Raw genomic sequence first — 17,460 nt, forward strand, 5'->3', positions numbered from 1 at the left:
TTTGAATAAGGTTAGGAAACACGTACCGGAAAGGCTTTACCATCGCTACGCGGATCAGTGGCGGCTTCGACCCGACCTTGAGGATGGCATACCACTGCGCCGGCGTGGCCCATCAGCTCATTGCAGGCTGGCACGGTGACCATATCGTGGCCGCGAGACACCAGCGACTCGCCGACGTAGTCTGCTAAATCCTGCTCGACCTTAAGGTTATGACTTTCATCTCCCCAAGTTCGACCAAGCAACCAGCGTCCCAGGGCGATTGCCTTCGGCAACGGTTGATTGTGATAGACATAACGACTAAATAGCGCAGCCTGGGTTTGCGGCTGTCCCTCTCCGCCCATCGTGCCATAGCTCATACGGCGCCCATCGTTCAGCTCGGCAAATGCCGGATTGAGAGTATGCATGGGGGTCAGTCCGGGTTGTAAAAAGTTAATATCTGTTGGGTCTAATGAGAACGAGGTCCCCCGGTTATTCCACACTATGCCGGTGGACGGGCTAACGATACCCGAGCCAAACTCCCAATACAGGCTTTGAATATAACTTACCATGCGTCCCGCGCTATCGCAGGCCCCCATCCAGATGGTATCGCCAGGTTTGGCGGAGTGGGGCCAGGGGCTGGCCTGGGCTAATTCGATGTTATTGCGCATAGCGGCCAGCGAATCAGCACTTAACAGGGTGCGCAGGTCAATATCCAGCCGGCTGGGGTCGCTAACATAGCGGTTACGCTGAATAAATGCTTGTTTGGTACATTCGATAAGCAGGTGCACCATATCGGCATCGGTAGTACCCTGGCTGGCCACCTTATCGTAAAGCGCCATGATCAGCAGCGAGGCTATGCCCTGGGTCGGCGCAGGCAGATTATACAAGGTGCCTTTAGAGGTGGTCACGGCTAAAGGTTCAGTAACCTGGGCCTGATACTGATGAAAATCCTCCAGCGTAATAGGCGAGCCGGCAGCCTGTAGATCCGCTGCTAATTGTTGTGCTATCGCGCCTTGGTAGAAGTCATCCAGTCCCGCTTCAGCAAGCCGGGCCAATGTCGCGCCCAACGCCGGTAGTTTAAGTATTTTACCTTTTTTAAGCGGCTTTCCTTTAATCAAAAAAGGTGAGAATGCAGGTTGCTGACCAAGTTCGGCAAATGTTTTATGGCTGGCCTCTGAGAGGCTCTGCGTAACTTCAATACCCCAGTTTGCTTGGCTAATGGCGGTATCCAATAGGGTACTTAACGGCAAAGGACGCTGCCACCTGGCACTGATTTCAAGCGCCTTTTGCCAGCCTGCCACGGCCCCCGCCATGGTCAGCGCCGCGCCGCCGCCCCGCGCCTCAATGGCGCCGCTGCCAGCGTAGCGCTGTGGTTGAGCCTGCTGGGCTGCTACACCGGCAGCATTGATGGCCACCGGGGTCTTGCCCGGCTCACTGATAAGCCAGAATCCATCGCCCCCCAGCCCGTTCATGTGAGGGTATTCCACCGCGATAGACGCAGCCGCCGCCACCATTGCTTCAATGGCGGTGCCACCGCGTTCTAATATAGTATTGCCCACCTGCGCCGCAGCATAATGCGGGGCAGTAAAGCCAAAATTCGAAGCCGTTTCCATAATGTTATTCCATTAATACATCGGCTGTATCAAGTAAGCCGAATTCGTTATTTTTAGTGCCAATTAGCGACAACCCATGGGGCACGCCAGCTTGGTTACAGCAAGGCAAATGTAGCTGCGGTAGTCCGGCGAGTCCAGCTATTGCGGTGTGTTGCAACAAAGCCTCTCGGTACTCACCCAATGACGAGGCCGGCGTCGCCAACAGCGGCGCCAGGCCGGGGGTGGTAGGTAGCACTAAGGCATCATATTGCTTAAATATCGCAGCCAGATGCTTGCACCATTTGGCCTGAGCATCTTGCGCCTGATTAATCTGCGATTCCGGGATACCTCTACACCAGTCCAGTCTGGCCTGAATATCGTCAGCCAGCAATGGCTTTTGCGACTCCAGCCAGTCTTGATGTTGCAGCGCTATCTGCGCGCCTTGTAGTACTTTAAATGTGTTACCTGGGTTGGTGGGTAATAGATTAAGTGAGACCGGTTCAAATCCCAGCGCTGGATGGGCGTGTTGCCAGGCTTCCAGTTGCAAATTTAACTGCAGGGCAAGCGGCGAAGCTTGGAATAGCTCCTGTACCACGCCAATACGATAGATCTTTTTTGCCGCCTGTTGATAGGGCAATAACACCTTTGCCACCGACCGCATCAGGGGACGCTGTTTACACATCCAGCCCACGGTATCAAAAGACGGTGCCAGGGCAACCATATTGTCGCAAGGAATTACCCCGTGGGTGGGGCGCAGCCCGTATAGGCCATTATAGCTGGCTGGCACGCGGATAGAGCCGCCGGTATCAGTACCCAACCCGATATCGGCCAAACCGGCGGCTACCGCTACCGCAGAACCTGATGAGGAGCCACCCGGCAGTCGGGTCGGCGTGCAGGGATTCTGCGGCGTACCATAGTGAATATTCTGGCCGTTAAGGCTGTACGCCAGCTCGTCGGTAATCGTTTTGCCGATAAACCGCGCGCCGGCGTTTAGCAGCCGGCTAACCGATGTATTGGTATCTTGCGGCGCAGGATGCGATAGCAACCAGTCTGGGTTGCCAGCAGAGGTGGGCAAGCCAGCCATATCAAACACATCCTTCACGGCCAACCGCTGTGCGGCCAACGCCTGCGTAGGTGGCTCGGCTGTGCCCGCCGCCGGTCTGAAAGGTACGGTGGTACCGGAAATAAATGGAGAGACAGCGGCGTGATGTTTCATGATAACCCTCATTATTGACCTATCCATGAAACAATCGTTTCATATCTAAGTCAAGTGAAACGGTGAAGCGGGGATGTATTTTTTTACTTTTCTGTCGTAAATGGACGGTAATGGTCCGTCATGGACGATAAAAGACGTTAACGGGAGGGCAAGAGGCGGTTAGGAAAATCACGCGCCACCGCTGGCGCAGTAAAAGGTGACAAACGCCTAAACAAGGTGATGGCTGCGCAGATAAACAGAAAACAAGCTGTTCAGAAGTGCGAATCAGGTTCCAGCAGAAAGGCATTTTCGGCGGGCGTAGACGCTCGTCCTAAAATAGCATTGCGATGAGGATAACGACCGAACTCCAGTAATATTGCCCGATGCTTACGTTCAAAATGAAACTGCTGTTCCAGCCCCTGCATATCGAAAAGCTCCATCGCAGTGTCGTGTACTTCCAACGATTCACTGTGCATGAACGGCATGTATAAAAAAGCACACTCTTGTGGAGTCATACTGCGATCAGCGCCCACGCTTATCGCTTCCTGGGCCAGCGCCAGCGCCAGTCGATCGCACTCAAAGGCGGCTGGCGTATCGCGAAAGATATTACGGGAAAACTGATCCAACACAATAATTTCCGCTAACCTGCCATAAGGGTTTGCCCGCCAGGGCCACAGTTCACAATTTGCCGCGGCCTGGTGCACGGATGAAAACCGCGCCCGTATGAGCGTATCCAGGCTATCATCTTTGGCAAACCACTGTGCAGGCTCGAGCTCTTCAAACCAGAATGCCAGTACGCTGGCGGCTTCTTCCACAGTGACTAATGTTTTGGCATCCATATGCACCCACCTAATGGCAATGTATAAAATTTATACATGGCAATGCTTTGTTTTAGTTTTACTTATTGTGAATGAGTATAAAAAATAATCAACTTAAACTGGTAGCATTGACGTTTTTTGTTTAATGGTCTATCGCTATAGATAACTTATTTGCGTTCAAGTTCCTGCAATTCATCGTACATTTCACTGATTATAGAAGTGCGTTGACGGGCGGTGTCACCCAGCTGTCGATAAACCCGATTACACAGCATTGCAATAAGGCTCATTGGCGCAGCATAACTGTCAAAGGGCGCATCCTGGTCAAGATGACACACCAATAATTCTGCCACCTGTGAGCGGTAATGCTGGCCTGTAGGGTCTGTAATAAGCACAGTATTGCGATGTTCAAGCGCTTTAACTATACGGCCGAATAGGCGACTGCGGCGACGAAAACCTAATAACACGATAACTTCATCGTCGGCGATATCACATAAATCCTCTGCCAGCGTTTGGCCGGGCTGAGGCAATAACCTTACGGTGCTACGTATTTGCTTAAGCTGCTGACGAAAGTGCAAGGCGGCAGGGTAGGCGTTACGAAAACCAATTAACGTAATTCGGCTGGCGGTGGCCAATTGTTGCGTGATGCGTACAAGGGCATCTTCGTCCAGAGCGGCAAAGGTCTGACTCAGATTCTTATTATCTTGCTGAAGGTGATCGCTATCAGGTTGGCGAGTATCCATTGGCACACCCGCCTGGCGCAGCGCCAATAGCGTCTCTTTCGCCTGGGCGTGAGAGGTAAACCCCAACTGGCGAAAGAAACGGCTGACCGTTGCCTTCGAGGTATGCGTGGCGCTGGCCAACTCCGCCAGCGACAAGCTGATTATCGCGATGGGATGTTGCTGAATATAATTCGCAATCGCGCGCGCTGAGGGCGACAGGTCGCCATAGCGTTTTTCGATAAGGGCAAGAATGTCTTGCGGTGCTGACAAAATAAGGTACCTGGCCACTGACAGTAAGCAAAGGCTCTAAAGTAAAGCAAACTGGCGTGAATGCCAATAAACAGTCTTACAGGTGAGACATGCAATAAGGCTCGGACTGGCTTTGTTACTGCGTCGCTCGCACCGCCGTCAAAGCCGGCCTAGCTGATGAGCCAGACCCGGGCCAACGCCACACGCCAGCATGACCTCATGCGCCCACGGCCCGGTGACTGCGGGCCGTGCTATCCCCCTGCATCGTTTGTTCACGCTGGTGCGGGGCTACAAAAGGTCTGCAAATTTTGCACGGCAGAATATGAAGCAGTGACCTCAGAAGCGCTAACTAAGCCCATTGTTACAGGCCAGGTAGCCTGCAAGCACCACTCACCAACGAATTAAATAAACCCGTACGTTTATTTTTAACTGTTTGCTGTTGTTTGTTTTTTCACCTTCAGGCCTGACCTATTTGGCCCTTGATATGGCGGTTTATTGAGCTAAAGCGACATATCGGTACGGGGAATGTGCCAATAGGTATGCTGTGTGCTTATTGTTAATAGTGGCAACGCCTGGTGTTGAATATTTCGACTGGCTAAACCCAGGTGCCCACGGCATAGCAGGTTTGCTGTCGTGGGTGAAACGCCCCTAAAGAACAAAAGGTAGCGGTAACGATACCTTAGCCTGATAGCAGGCAACGTGTTTTTCCTATCTGGTATTACACTTTAATAAAAGTGTCATGGTTTTTTCATAAAAGAGGTTAAAGTGGCAGCAAGACTGTGGGTTGAAATGATTGCCCTGTTTCTCGGTATCCCAATAGTAGTGGCCTTATGGGTTCAGCAGTTAGGTGGATGGCTTATGCCACTGCTTGGGGTTATCGGCATTGCCTGTCTGGCCGTGTTGTTAGCAGACAAACAATTTAAGCGTTTCAGACTCTGGCATTTCGCAGATTTTAAAACGCATCTGGGGGCCACGTTAAAAGTGTTTATTCCCTGGGCGTGCCTGACAATGGCACTGGTCTATCTGATTAAACCCGATATTTTTATGCAGTGGCCTATCGAGCAGCCCGCCTTATGGGTGACTACATTGTTAATCTACCCGATTGTATCGGTCATTCCTCAGGAAATTATTTTTCGTACCTTCTTCTTTCACCGCTATAAACGTATTATGCCGTCCAAACACGTGCGATGGGCGGTAAGTACGTTCGCCTTTGGTTTGGCGCACCTGGTTTACGGTAACTGGATTGCGGTAGTTGTATCCTGGTTCGGTGGCGCGCTGTTCGGGTATCGCTACATGCAGACCCGTTCTACCCCGATGGTGGTGATTGAACATGCTATCTGGGGCAGTTTTATATTTACCGTAGGACTGGGAACCTATTTGGTGGTGGCGCCCGGTCAATAGCGGCGCCAGCTATCCCGTGGCCACTCTTGCTATAAGGGGCCTTCTACACCTCCCGATGCCGTTTTTACGCAACTGGGCGCAATTATTTAGCGCTCAGCAGGGCCCACAACTAACCCAAAAGCTGATACTCAGGCGTATGCATAGTTATCAAAATAGCATTTGTGTATAACTGATAACGAGCAAAATATATGTGGGCAGAGGCAGGGCAAACAACCGCGGCGGTAGGCGGCACTGAAGGATCGGGGCAGGCATTAGTACAGCTTTATGGCGATATTATCGCCCGCTTACCCAGTATCGGCATAGGCCTGGCAATACTGCTGATATTGTTTTTTATCTCCGGGCCATTGGCCTCGTTTATTTTAAAGCCTTTTAATTATATTACCCAAAGCCCATTAATTCGCTCCGTATCTCGCCGGGTACTGTCAGCTCTGATTATCCTGCTGGGGGCTTATTTATTCCTTAAATTAGCAGGTTTAACCGAATTTGCGGTGGCGATTATCAGCGGTACCGGGCTGTTAGGTCTGATTCTCGGTTTCGCATTTCGTGATATCGCTGAAAACTTTATCTCTAGCCTGCTGCTTACTGTACAGAGACCCTTTAGAATCGGCGATGTTGTAGAGGTAGACAACTACCTTGGGGTGGTGCAGAAAGTCACTGCGCGGGCAACTACCCTGGTCGATTTCGACGGTAACCATATACAAATTCCCAACGCGACTATTTATAAAGGGGTCATCAAAAATTTGACGGCTAACCCTAATATGCGGGGGCATTTTGTAATTGGCGTGGGCTACGATTGCGATGTTAAACAAGCCCAGCAACTTGCTACCTCGGTGATCCGGGCTCACCAGGATATTCTGGATAACCCCGAACCACAGGTACTGGTAGATAATCTGGGATCAGCCACGCTAAACCTTAAGGTTTATTTTTGGATAGATGTGGAAAAGACCAGTGTGCTGAAGATGGCCTCTGTGCTGATGCGTGAGCTAGTTAGCGCGTTTGATGAGGCGGGTATCAGTATGCCAGATGATGCCCGTGAGGTGATATTCCCCCAAGGGATCCCCGGAATACGTAAGGAAGACGCTAACGCTGAGGCAGACCACACGCAGCCACAGGAGAGCCAGCACGCAGTAAAAAACACTGCTCGGCCGGATAACGCCGATGCGCCGCCAACACCCCACCAATCTGTGCCGGCACCCGCCACGTCTGCTGCGCTGCCCGATTCTAATACCGCGCCAGGTTCGCGCCAGGGCTCTGCTGCGAAACGAAAAACCGATGATGTTAGCAGTGAAACGGGCGAAATAAGACGCCAGGCTGCGCAGGCCCGGGATCCGGAAGATGGTAATAATATTTTGTAAGGGGCTGCATCTGCGGCGCCAGCAACGGATAGCGGATACCGTGCCGCGATACCGGATAAAAATAGCGCTGTGTCAGTAAACTGGAGTATGCCAGTGAGGACTCTACGGCGGGGGCGCCGGCGATAAATTACAGCGCGCGAACAAGGTTTGCCACAGCGTGACATGATCTTTAATTGCACGTTGGTAGTTAGCGAAACCGATCTGCGCGTGCTGTTGCAAAAAAGCTTTAAATGCCGGATGTAAATCCGGGTCATGCTGCCATTGCTGCCACACTGGCAGCATGTGGTAATGGTACTGGTTCAGCTTGCTGCCTACCGGTTGGATTTTATTAATAAAAAACAACGAAAATACATTGTGCAAAATAGTGACCTGTTCAGAGGCCTTTTCATTTGGGCAGGCAAGGGCGGGCAAGTGCTTAGCTAACGTACTGTTCAACGCGTTAAGCTGGCGCGCAATTTCGTACTGGGTACGCCATACCCGGGCTGGCAGACGGTTACTATCGATTGCTTTAAGCTGTTGTTCCAGCGAAGTGAGGGCGCGTTGCGGCGTTTGTTTAATGCCTTGTAAAAATCCCAGTGCGGCAAGGGTTGCACTGGCGCTATCGTTGGTGGTCGGCTCAATATAGCTGGCGCCACGGGATAACCCGGCACGCAGTTCAGGACTGGTTTGTATCAGGTTTGCCCATAATACGGGGCGTTGTCGCTGCTTGGCGGCTAGCCATTGCTCAAGCTGGTGAGAAAGCGTTGGATTGCTTTTATCGATGACTTTGCTACACGCTGCCAACTGGCGTAATAACCGGGTTTCATAAATAAACCGTTGGGAAGGGTGGGCGGTTTTGCCTAACGCCGTATTGCGCTGCGCGACCAGGGTACCCAGTTCGCACTGCTGCAACTGATAAAAGTCGCGAAGATTCACATTCATACGCTCAACTGGGCGGGTTAACAAGGCATTAGCGGGCAGCGTTAACGACACAGCAGAGGCCGGCGCCGGAAACGCCACGTCCAGCACCCTGGCTAACCGCGCGCGATATTCCTGCATATCGTCTTTTACACCTGACGGCCACTGGCAGCCACTTACTATAGCGCCCAGCAGGCCGATCAGCAGCGCGGCGGTCACGTGCCGACGCCGGCTGAACACCTCTTGCAGGCCGGAGCCGCGGTTATACCAAAGCTTGTGAGGCAACACTTCGTCCTCCATCAACGGCGATTATCTGGCCGGTCAGGTAGTTGGCTTCAACTAAAAACAACATAGCATGGGCAATATCCGCTACCGTGCCTAAGCGCTGTAAAGGAATACTGGATAAAGTATCGGCTTTTTGCTCCGCCGATAACGCCTGTTCAGGCCATAGAATAGCACCTGGCGCTATGCCATTAACGGTTACCTCGGGGGCCATTTCTACCGCCAGTGAACGGGTAATAGACGCCAAAGCCGCTTTAGCGGCGCAATACACACTGTAATGTGGCAGCGGGCGGGCGATATGAATATCCACCATATTTATAATACAGCCGCGCTGTTGACGTAACAAAGGCATTAATGCTTGCGCCAGAAATAACGCCCCTTGGACGTTGCTGCCCATTATGGTCTGCCAGTCTTGGGCGGTAACCTTACCCAATACCGTTGGGTAGAATGCTGATGCATTGTTTATCAGTAGGTCTAACCGGCCGAAAAACGATTCAATCTGCGCTGCCAGGCTAGTAAGTTGTGTTAGGTGGCTTAAGTCAGCCTGCAGCAGCCTGGCCGAGTTAGCGCGGGACGCGTTTAGCCGGTGAGCTAAAGCCCGGGCCTCCTCATCAGAGTGATTGTAATGAATAATGACGTGGTAACCACGCTCGTGCAAAGCGCTAACGAGCCCGGCGCCAATACGCCGGGCCGCACCGGTTACCAGTGCCACAGGGGAGTGGGGCATAGTAGAGCACCTCTTAATAAACGGTAAACCGTCAGTAAGTTAGCATCGTTTCTGGCAGGCAATGATTGCAGATTTTGCTTGTTCCAGATAGTGCCCTTTGAACAGTAATGCATGATTGAGTAGATGATATAACTGATACAGCGGTTTGCGAGCTTCATAGTCGTGCGGTAGTGGCGCATGTTGAGCATAGGCTTGATAGAATGCAGGTGGCAAGCGGCCAAACAGTTCACTCATGGCAAGGTCGGTTTCCCGATCGGCAATATGTACCGCGGGATCATATAACACCGGCCCTTTGGGTGTAACGCCGATATTCCCGGACCACAAATCGCCGTGCACCAGACTGTAGGCGGGTTGGTGAGAATGTAAGAAGTGCTCTACCTGGGTAACGAATACATCTGGGTTAACCCACCGGATGCCCTGGCGAGCCAATTTTTCCAACATTGCACCAAGCCGGCATTCGGAAAAAAACACCGACCAGGTAGCGTAGCGGTCATTACATTGTGGGGTTAGGCCAATATAGTTGTCTTCGGGCCAGCCAAAATGTGGTTCTTGCGGCAGTTGGTGCAGGGCGGCAAGCTGCTTACCCAGTAGGGCCCAGTGGGCAGACTCAGGTGCGATGAAGCGCAGGTAGGATAACACCAGGTATTCGCGGCTGCTATTCCCCTCCTGCGTTACTCCGTGGCAAATTACCCGTGGCGTGGCCACCGTGTGGCCCTCACTTAGTGCCTCAAGTCCCAGGGCTTCATGATGGAGCTGAAGGGGGCCGCGATGGCGGCGTAGTTTAACAAAATAACGGGCATGGTTATCCCGCACCACATAAGTCAGATGCGAATCGCCGCCAGTAACCTGTTGAGTATGCTGGCACAAAAAACAGGTGGCGGTAGCCTGGCTGATATGTTCGCTGATAAAATGCCACATAGTCTGATTCTGCGAATCGGTTTGCATTGCTTACCTTATCGGATTATTAAGTATAGTTAGCTGCGCCCGGTTATGCTTCTTTTTACGGGTAAACACGTCAAACTGATTCATTTTTACTAGATAGCCGTGCTGGCCGCTTAATGGCCATTGATGGGATTTTCCCCGGGTGGGCTTAGGTTCATTTCACGACAGGCATTGCATGCGCCCGGCAAGCCGTTATAATTCCAACCGTTTTACGGGGCGGCAGGTGATGACAATGCACCGCGCTATCGATTGAATACTTACCTTAAACTCATATTAAGCAAGTGGCACAGAGTAGGTGTCACCACTGTGAAGGAATTAACATGCCTGTAATTACTCTTCCTGACGGAAGCCAACGCGCGTTTGATAACGCTGTCTCAGTAATGGATGTTGCCGCGGATATCGGCCCTGGGCTGGCCAAAGCCACCATTGCTGGAAAAATAAACGGCGAATTGGTAGACGCTGTCGACCTGATTGAACAGGATGCCGCGCTACAAATTATTACAGCGAAAGATGAAGACGGGCTGGAGATTATTCGTCACAGCTGCGCCCACCTTATTGGACATGCTATCAAGCAACTGTGGCCCGATGCGAAAATGGCCATCGGACCGGTTATCGACAATGGCTTTTATTACGATGTTGATATGGCGCATTCGTTGACCCAGGAAGATCTGCAAAAGCTTGAAAAGCGGATGCTGGAACTGGCAAAAACCAACTATGAGGTGGTTAAGCATAAGGTGAGCTGGCAAGAAGCCCGCGATACCTTTGACAACCGCGGTGAAGCCTACAAAGTGCAAATTCTGGATGAGAACATTCCACAGGATTCTCGGCCGGGTTTGTATCATCACGAAGAATATATCGACATGTGTCGCGGCCCGCACGTGCCGAATATGAAATTCTGTCAGCATTTCAAATTAATGAAAGTCGCGGGCGCTTACTGGCGTGGCAATAGCGATAATAAAATGCTGCAACGGATATATGGCACCGCCTGGGCAGATAAAAAACAGCTTAAATCGTACCTGACGCGTTTAGAAGAAGCGGAAAAGCGAGACCATCGCAAAATTGGTAAAACCCTAGACCTGTTCCATTGGCAGGAAGAAGCGCCTGGTATGGTATTTTGGCATAACGATGGTTGGTCAATCTATACTGAACTGGAAAGCTTCATTCGCCGTAAGTTACGTGACTATCATTACGATGAAGTCAAAGGTCCATTAATGATGGATCGGGTGCTGTGGGAAAAATCAGGGCACTGGGACAAATACGCTGAAAACATGTTCACTACTGAATCAGAAAAGCGTGAATATGCTATTAAGCCAATGAATTGCCCAGGCCACGTGCAGATTTTCAACCAAGGTTTGAAGTCATATCGTGATCTACCCTTACGCATGGCCGAATTTGGTTGTTGTCATCGCAATGAACCTTCGGGTGCATTGCATGGTCTGATGCGAGTACGTGGATTTACTCAGGATGATGCTCATATCTTTTGTACAGAAGAGCAAATCCTGTCTGAGGTAAGCGGCTGCATTAAGATGGTATATGAAACTTATGCGGCGTTTGGATTTGATAAAGTAGCAGTTAAACTGTCCACGAGACCTGAAAAGCGAGTGGGTTCAGATGCTATCTGGGACAAGTCTGAAGCGGCGCTGGCTGAAGCACTCAAAGCCAATGATATTGAATTTGAATATCAGCCAGGAGAAGGGGCATTTTATGGTCCTAAAATTGAATTTACCCTGCATGACTGTTTAGACCGCGCATGGCAATGTGGTACGGTACAGCTGGATTTTTCGATGCCAGGTAGGTTAGGCTCTACTTATGTTGCCGAAGATGGCGAACGTAAGGTACCAGTAATGATTCACCGAGCGATTTTAGGGTCGCTGGAACGCTTTATTGGTATACTGACAGAAGAATTCGCGGGTTACTTCCCGTTATGGTTGGCTCCACAGCAGATTTCAGTAATGAATATTACTGACAATCAGGCCGAATATGTGGGTCAAACAGTAGAAAAATTGCAACAATTTGGATTTAGAGCAAAGTCAGACTTGAGAAATGAGAAGATTGGCTTTAAAATCCGCGAGCACACCCTAAAGCGTGTTCCTTATATGCTGGTGGTCGGCGACAAAGAAGTTGAGTCCGGTCAGGTGGCTGTGCGTTCAAGACGTGGTGAAGATCTGGGGACGATGAGTCTGGATGCTTTCATTGAATTAGCACAGAAGGAAGTCGCAGAAAAAACAATCAAATAGATTGTTACGGGTCTTGAAGGTGCCTGCTTTATCCCCATATAAGGGGGCAGGCATAAGATTTTAATTTTTGGAGGAATAGCACATTAAAGGCGCTAACAAACAGGCTCAGGGCGCAAAAGCCCGCATTAACGATGAAATCAAAGCCAGAGAAGTAAGACTTATCGGCAAAGATGGTGAACAGATAGGCGTTGTGACATTAGCTGAAGCAACCCAAACCGCTGAAGAAGCGAGTCTGGATCTAGTTGAGATTAGTCCAAATGCCGAGCCGCCAGTCTGTAAAGTTATGGACTATGGCAAGTTCCTCTTTGAAAAAAGTAAAGCTCAAAAAGAGCAGAAGAAAAAACAGAAGCAAATTCAGGTCAAGGAGGTTAAATTCCGCCCTGGCACTGATGAAGGCGATTACCAGGTAAAACTGCGCAACCTGCGTCGCTTTCTGGAAAGTGGGGACAAAGCCAAAGTCACAATTCGCTTTCGCGGACGTGAAATGGCTCACCAAGAGATCGGCATTGAACTTCTAAACCGCATTAAAACGGATTTGGAAGAGATTGCAATCTGCGAATCTTTCCCCCGTCGGGTGGAAGGGCGTCAGATGATCATGGTGCTTGCCCCAAACAAGAAGCAGTAATGGTCTAAAGTTTTCGAAGACTCTGCCCCTTCGAAACACCTTGCTGTATAACGTAACCGGTTTGTGATGACTGCACATCATACGGACCGATATTAACAATGCGGAGTTTTAGCAATGCCTAAAATCAAATCTAACAGTGGTGCAGCCAAACGGTTTAAGAAAACCGGTTCTGGTCGCTTTAAAAGCAAGCAGTCTCACTTGCGTCATATTTTGACCAAGAAGAGTTCTAAGCGTAAACGCCATTTGCGTGGCAAAAAACTGGTTCATGATGCGGATACCAAATTGGTTCAGCGCATGTTGCCTTACGTTTAAAACCCAGGAGACTAAATAATGGCTAGAGTAAAACGCGGCACTGTCGCACGTGCACGTCACAAAAAAGTTCTAAAACAGGCTAAAGGTTATTACGGTGCTCGTTCACGCGTTTATCGCGTAGCAGTACAGGCAGTAACTAAAGCTGGTCAATATGCCTACCGTGACCGTCGTCAGCGTAAGCGTCAATTCCGTCAATTGTGGATTGCACGTATTAACGCGGCGTCACGTCAAAATGGCCTGTCATACAGCCGTTTCATTAACGGTTTGAAAAAAGCGTCTGTTGAAATTGATCGTAAGATCCTTGCCGACATCGCAGTACATGACAAGGTAGCATTCAGCGCATTAGTCGAAGCGGCTAAAGGCGCGTTAGCTTAATTTTTTAACTAAATTAAGTTTAAGTTCTTTCGGAAAACGGCGAGCAGGATGCTCGCCGTTTTTCGTTTCTGCGTAACTATATTTTCTCTTTATTAGCCGTTTTCTGTTAACCCTGCAGTTTTACCCTTAATGAAGTCGTGAATAAAAAATCCACTAAATTACCTGGAAACTTTTGACCTGCTGGCAGAATAGGTTCAAAGTGAGGAAATTAGCGGATTAAATCAATTTATTCGCATAATTGTCGGAATTATCAGCCCGTTAGGGTAGCGGCGGCTTTTAACTGTCGTGTAGACTATAGCCTTTTATATTCAGGCAAACTCTTTTAGTAAAAAAGAGCTATCCAGTCATATGCCAAATTGAGGAAATCATGGAGCTTGAAGCGATTATCAGTCAGGCACAAGGCCAGATTGACGCTGCCCAAGATGCAGCAACACTCGACCACGTTAGAGTCGAGTACATGGGTAAAAAAGGTAAACTGACAGACCTGTTAAAGGGGCTGGGTAAATTATCTAATGAGGAACGCCCGGCGGCCGGACAAAAAATTAACCAGGCTAAACAGGTTATTCAGCAAGCCATTACCGCCAAAGGTGATGCATTACGTAGTGCGGAAATGAACCGTAAGCTTGCTGAGGAAGCGATTGATGTGTCGCTACCTGGGCGGGTGGAACACCCTGGCAATCTGCATCCGGTAAGCCGCACTATTGCGCGCATTGAGCAATTTTTTGGTGAATTAGGTTTTGCGGTAAAAACCGGCCCGGAAGTAGAAGATGGTTTTCATAATTTTGATGCCCTGAATATTCCGGCTAACCATCCTGCACGCGCTGACCATGATACTTTCTATTTTAATCCTGATGTGATGCTACGCACGCAAACCTCGGGTGTACAAATTCGCACTATGGAGACGGCAAAGCCGCCGTTACGGATTATTTCGCCGGGACGCGTTTACCGTAATGATTACGATCAGACCCATACACCCATGTTTCATCAGGTTGAAGGGTTAATGGTAGATAAGAATGTCAGCTTTACTGAACTAAAAGGTATTCTGCACGACTTTCTTCATCACTTTTTTGAAGAGTCATTAGAGATCCGTTTCCGCCCCTCTTATTTCCCGTTTACCGAACCCTCCGCCGAAGTGGATGTAATGGGTAAAAATGGTCAATGGTTGGAAGTACTCGGCTGTGGCATGGTTCATCCGAACGTGCTTAAAGCAGTTAATATAGACCCTGAAGAATACACTGGCTTTGCCTTTGGCATGGGGGTGGAACGCCTGACCATGTTACGTTACGGCGTCACCGACCTTCGTTCGTTTTTTGAAAATGATCTACGTTTTCTAAAGCAGTTCAATTAAGGCAAGGCAGAGTAAGTATGAAATTCAGTGAAAAATGGTTAAGAGAGTGGGTTAATCCGGCTCTGTCTGCACAGGCACTATCTGAACAGCTAAGCATGGCGGGTTTGGAAGTAGATGAATTAGCACCGGTTGCCGGCGCGTTTTCGGGCGTAGTGGTAGGCGAAGTGGTGGAATGTGGCCAGCACCCCAATGCAGACAAGCTACGTGTGACAAAAATCAATGTTGGCGACGATGAACTGGTTGATATCGTGTGTGGTGCACCTAACTGTCGTCAGGGCATCAAGGTGGCCGTAGCGAAAGTGGGTGCAGTACTGCCTGGCGATTTTAAAATCAAAAAGGCCAAGCTACGTGGTGAACCCTCATTTGGTATGTTATGCAGCTTTTCTGAGTTGGGTATCAGCGATGATCATGACGGTATTATGGAACTGCCCGCGGATGCGCCGGTAGGACAGGATATACGTCAGTACCTGAACCTTGATGATTACAGTATCGATGTGGATTTAACCCCCAATCGTGCTGATTGTCTGGGCATTCGCGGTATAGCCCGGGAAGTGGGTGTACTGAATAATCAGGATGTATGCGAACCTGCTATTGAACCGGTGACGCCGACTATTGACGATAAACTTTCGATAAACCTGGAAGCGCCCCATGCGTGCCCTCGTTATTTGGGACGGGTTATCTGTAATGTAGATGTTTCAGCAAGCTCGCCACTGTGGCTTAAAGAAAAACTACGCCGTAGCGGTATTCGCAGCATAGACCCTATTGTGGATGTGACCAATTTTGTATTGCTTGAGCTGGGTCAGCCTATGCATGCATTTAATCTGGATAGCATTGAAGGCAACATTCATGTGCGGATGGCAGGCAACCAGGAGTCGTTAACCTTACTGGATGAGACCACGGTAGAATTGGCTGAAAATACATTAGTTATTGCAGACGATCACAAAGCGCTGGCTATTGCGGGTATTTTTGGCGGACAGCATTCAGGAGTGAATACCGACACCCAGCACATATTGCTGGAGAGCGCGTTTTTTGCCCGTGATGCAATTATGGGCCGGGCCCGCCAGTATGGTTTACATACTGATGCCTCACATCGTTACGAGCGAGGGGTAGATCCAAATTTACAACGCAACGCTATGGAGCGTGCCAGCGCGTTAATTATTGAAATTTGCGGTGGTGAGCCGGGGCCGGTGATCGAAGCCGTCGCCAAGGAACATTTACCTGAACGAGCCACGGTAGTCTTACGCAAAGCACGCCTGGAGCGGGTGTTAGGAATTCATATTGCACCTGACAGTGTAACCGAAATGCTTACACGGTTAGGCATGCAGGTGACTCAGCTTGAAGACAGCTGGCAGGCCGAAGTTCCGGGTTATCGATTTGATATCGCTATTGAAGAAGATTTAATCGAAGAAGTTGCGCGGGTATATGGATATAACAACATTCCAAATGTAGCGCCTGCTGCCAGTTTGGCGATGTTGCCTGCTCAGGAAGCCCGGATTGATGAAAGTGTCTTTAAAGCACAATTAATCGCTCGTGGTTACAATGAGGCCATCACCTATTCATTTGTTGACCCGAAGATTCAGGAAGCTTTGTTCCCTGAGGTAAAAGGGCTGGTATTGCCGCATCCGATTTCAATGGATATGTCGGTAATGCGCGTCAGTGTATGGCCTGGGCTACTTAGCGCTGTGGCTTATAATCAAAAACGCCAGCAAAGCCGGGTGCGTTTGTTTGAAACCGGCCTGCGTTTTGTACCGGATGCGTCGGCGCCTAATGGGGTATCTCAAGAACCTGTTATCGGCGGAGTAATCGCTGGACGTCGCTTGGCAGAAAGTTGGCATGGTAACGATGAACCAGTTGATTTTTTTGATATAAAAGGTGATGTTGAAGCCTTATTAGCGCTGATGGGGAATAGTTCTGCGGTGAGTTTCGAAACAACTGAACATACCGCGTTACATCCAGGCATGTCGGCAAAGATATTGCTTAACGGTGAAGTGATTGGCTATATAGGCGCGCTTCATCCGCAATTTACCAAATTAATTGGGGTAAATGGCCGTCCGTTTGTGTTTGAGTTGGACTTAACTGCTTTATCTAAAAGAACTTTACCTCAGGCAAAAACGATCTCTAAGTACCCTGCGAACCGTAGAGATATAGCAATTACAGTAAAAGACGCAGTTTCTGTTGGAACCATTCTTTCTTATGTAGAAAAAATTGGCGTAAATCAACTAGTTGGCCTAAACTTGTTCGACGTATATAAAGGAAAAGGCATAGAGCCCGGGTTTAAAAGCCTGGCTTTATCCCTGATTTTACAGAATCCGGATAAAACATTGGAAGAAGCTGAGATACAACAAGCAGTGGATACCGTGGTTAGAGGGTTAGAATCCGAGTTCGGGGCAGCGTTAAGAGAGTAGAC

General features: G+C 49.6%; 15 protein-coding genes. 8 read left to right on the forward strand and 7 right to left on the reverse strand.

The genetic code is table 11. The features are described from left to right. Positions 1 to 11: 11 nt before the first annotated feature. The 4 genes from D0Y50_RS07325 to D0Y50_RS07340 all read right to left on the reverse strand — a co-directional run bounded on the left by D0Y50_RS07325 (position 12) and on the right by D0Y50_RS07340 (position 4,573). Positions 12 to 1,592, reverse strand: a complete 1,581-nt coding sequence (locus D0Y50_RS07325; RefSeq protein ID WP_117316200.1) for a gamma-glutamyltransferase family protein — start codon at positions 1,590 to 1,592, stop codon at positions 12 to 14. A 4-nt stretch (positions 1,593 to 1,596) separates the two neighbouring features. After that, positions 1,597 to 2,787: an amidase gene (locus tag D0Y50_RS07330; RefSeq protein WP_108566255.1), complete on the reverse strand. Its 1,191-nt coding sequence runs from the start codon at positions 2,785 to 2,787 to the stop codon at positions 1,597 to 1,599. A gap of 251 nt (positions 2,788 to 3,038) precedes the next feature. Next, positions 3,039 to 3,605 carry a DUF924 family protein gene (locus tag D0Y50_RS07335; RefSeq protein ID WP_108566254.1) on the reverse strand — a complete coding sequence of 189 codons (567 nt, stop codon included), beginning with the start codon at positions 3,603 to 3,605 and terminating at the stop codon, positions 3,039 to 3,041. Positions 3,606 to 3,751: 146 nt separating this feature from the next. Beyond that, positions 3,752 to 4,573: a MurR/RpiR family transcriptional regulator gene (locus tag D0Y50_RS07340; protein WP_117316202.1), complete on the reverse strand. Its 822-nt coding sequence runs from the start codon at positions 4,571 to 4,573 to the stop codon at positions 3,752 to 3,754. 768 nt (positions 4,574 to 5,341) lie between these two features. Here D0Y50_RS07340 and D0Y50_RS07345 point away from each other — a divergent pair. Then, a complete protein-coding gene (locus D0Y50_RS07345) occupies positions 5,342 to 5,953 on the forward strand; it encodes a CPBP family intramembrane glutamic endopeptidase (protein ID WP_117318666.1) in 612 nt (203 codons plus the stop codon). 188 nt (positions 5,954 to 6,141) lie between these two features. Next, on the forward strand, positions 6,142 to 7,308 hold the full coding sequence (locus tag D0Y50_RS07350; RefSeq protein ID WP_117316204.1) for a mechanosensitive ion channel domain-containing protein: 1,167 nt from the start codon (positions 6,142 to 6,144) through the stop codon (positions 7,306 to 7,308). Between the two features lie 102 nt (positions 7,309 to 7,410). On the opposite strand, the gene D0Y50_RS07355 is transcribed toward D0Y50_RS07350, so the two are convergent. Genes D0Y50_RS07355 through D0Y50_RS07365 form a run of 3 tightly spaced genes read right to left on the reverse strand, consistent with a single transcriptional unit; the run spans position 7,411 to position 10,159 of the window. Further along, on the reverse strand, positions 7,411 to 8,490 hold the full coding sequence (locus D0Y50_RS07355; RefSeq protein WP_218023565.1) for a DUF3080 family protein: 1,080 nt from the start codon (positions 8,488 to 8,490) through the stop codon (positions 7,411 to 7,413). Continuing rightward, positions 8,468 to 9,214, reverse strand: coding sequence for a pteridine reductase (locus tag D0Y50_RS07360; protein ID WP_117316208.1), 747 nt, complete (start codon positions 9,212 to 9,214; stop codon positions 8,468 to 8,470). The genes D0Y50_RS07355 and D0Y50_RS07360 overlap by 23 nt, the downstream gene beginning before the upstream one ends. 39 nt (positions 9,215 to 9,253) lie before the next feature. After that, positions 9,254 to 10,159, reverse strand: coding sequence for a fructosamine kinase family protein (locus D0Y50_RS07365; protein WP_232366479.1), 906 nt, complete (start codon positions 10,157 to 10,159; stop codon positions 9,254 to 9,256). A 317-nt stretch (positions 10,160 to 10,476) separates the two neighbouring features. On the opposite strand from D0Y50_RS07365, the gene thrS reads away from it, so the two are divergent. From thrS to pheT, 6 genes are all read left to right on the forward strand, one after another. Next, positions 10,477 to 12,393, forward strand: coding sequence for a threonine--tRNA ligase (gene thrS / locus D0Y50_RS07370; protein ID WP_108566249.1), 1,917 nt, complete (start codon positions 10,477 to 10,479; stop codon positions 12,391 to 12,393). An 82-nt stretch (positions 12,394 to 12,475) separates the two neighbouring features. Beyond that, positions 12,476 to 13,018, forward strand: a complete 543-nt coding sequence (gene infC / locus D0Y50_RS07375; RefSeq protein WP_108566248.1) for a translation initiation factor IF-3 — start codon at positions 12,476 to 12,478, stop codon at positions 13,016 to 13,018. A 114-nt stretch (positions 13,019 to 13,132) separates the two neighbouring features. Next, a complete protein-coding gene (rpmI, locus tag D0Y50_RS07380) occupies positions 13,133 to 13,330 on the forward strand; it encodes a 50S ribosomal protein L35 (RefSeq protein ID WP_108566247.1) in 198 nt (65 codons plus the stop codon). Between the two features lie 18 nt (positions 13,331 to 13,348). Beyond that, positions 13,349 to 13,705, forward strand: a complete 357-nt coding sequence (gene rplT, locus D0Y50_RS07385; RefSeq protein WP_108566246.1) for a 50S ribosomal protein L20 — start codon at positions 13,349 to 13,351, stop codon at positions 13,703 to 13,705. Positions 13,706 to 14,072: 367 nt separating this feature from the next. Further along, complete coding sequence (pheS, locus tag D0Y50_RS07390) at positions 14,073 to 15,053, forward strand: phenylalanine--tRNA ligase subunit alpha (protein WP_108566245.1); 981 nt, start codon at positions 14,073 to 14,075, stop codon at positions 15,051 to 15,053. 17 nt (positions 15,054 to 15,070) lie between these two features. Then, complete coding sequence (pheT, locus tag D0Y50_RS07395) at positions 15,071 to 17,458, forward strand: phenylalanine--tRNA ligase subunit beta (RefSeq protein WP_108566244.1); 2,388 nt, start codon at positions 15,071 to 15,073, stop codon at positions 17,456 to 17,458. The last annotated feature ends 2 nt before the right edge of the window (positions 17,459 to 17,460 follow it).

The organism is Salinimonas sediminis, assembly GCF_003429285.1.
GTDB classification, from domain to species: domain Bacteria; phylum Pseudomonadota; class Gammaproteobacteria; order Enterobacterales; family Alteromonadaceae; genus Alteromonas; species Alteromonas indica.

Coding starts and splice junctions, on each gene's coding strand:
- thrS (WP_108566249.1), top strand. CDS start 10,477: ATGCCTGTAATTACTCTTCCTGACGGAAGCCAACGCGCGTTTGATAAC.
- rpmI (WP_108566247.1), top strand. CDS start 13,133: ATGCCTAAAATCAAATCTAACAGTGGTGCAGCCAAACGGTTTAAGAAA.
- D0Y50_RS07350 (WP_117316204.1), top strand. CDS start 6,142: ATGTGGGCAGAGGCAGGGCAAACAACCGCGGCGGTAGGCGGCACTGAA.
- D0Y50_RS07365 (WP_232366479.1), bottom strand. CDS start 10,159: ATGCAAACCGATTCGCAGAATCAGACTATGTGGCATTTTATCAGCGAA.
- pheT (WP_108566244.1), top strand. CDS start 15,071: ATGAAATTCAGTGAAAAATGGTTAAGAGAGTGGGTTAATCCGGCTCTG.
- pheS (WP_108566245.1), top strand. CDS start 14,073: ATGGAGCTTGAAGCGATTATCAGTCAGGCACAAGGCCAGATTGACGCT.
- D0Y50_RS07325 (WP_117316200.1), bottom strand. CDS start 1,592: ATGGAAACGGCTTCGAATTTTGGCTTTACTGCCCCGCATTATGCTGCG.
- D0Y50_RS07335 (WP_108566254.1), bottom strand. CDS start 3,605: ATGGATGCCAAAACATTAGTCACTGTGGAAGAAGCCGCCAGCGTACTG.
- rplT (WP_108566246.1), top strand. CDS start 13,349: ATGGCTAGAGTAAAACGCGGCACTGTCGCACGTGCACGTCACAAAAAA.
- D0Y50_RS07345 (WP_117318666.1), top strand. CDS start 5,342: ATGATTGCCCTGTTTCTCGGTATCCCAATAGTAGTGGCCTTATGGGTT.
- D0Y50_RS07360 (WP_117316208.1), bottom strand. CDS start 9,214: ATGCCCCACTCCCCTGTGGCACTGGTAACCGGTGCGGCCCGGCGTATT.
- D0Y50_RS07330 (WP_108566255.1), bottom strand. CDS start 2,787: ATGAAACATCACGCCGCTGTCTCTCCATTTATTTCCGGTACCACCGTA.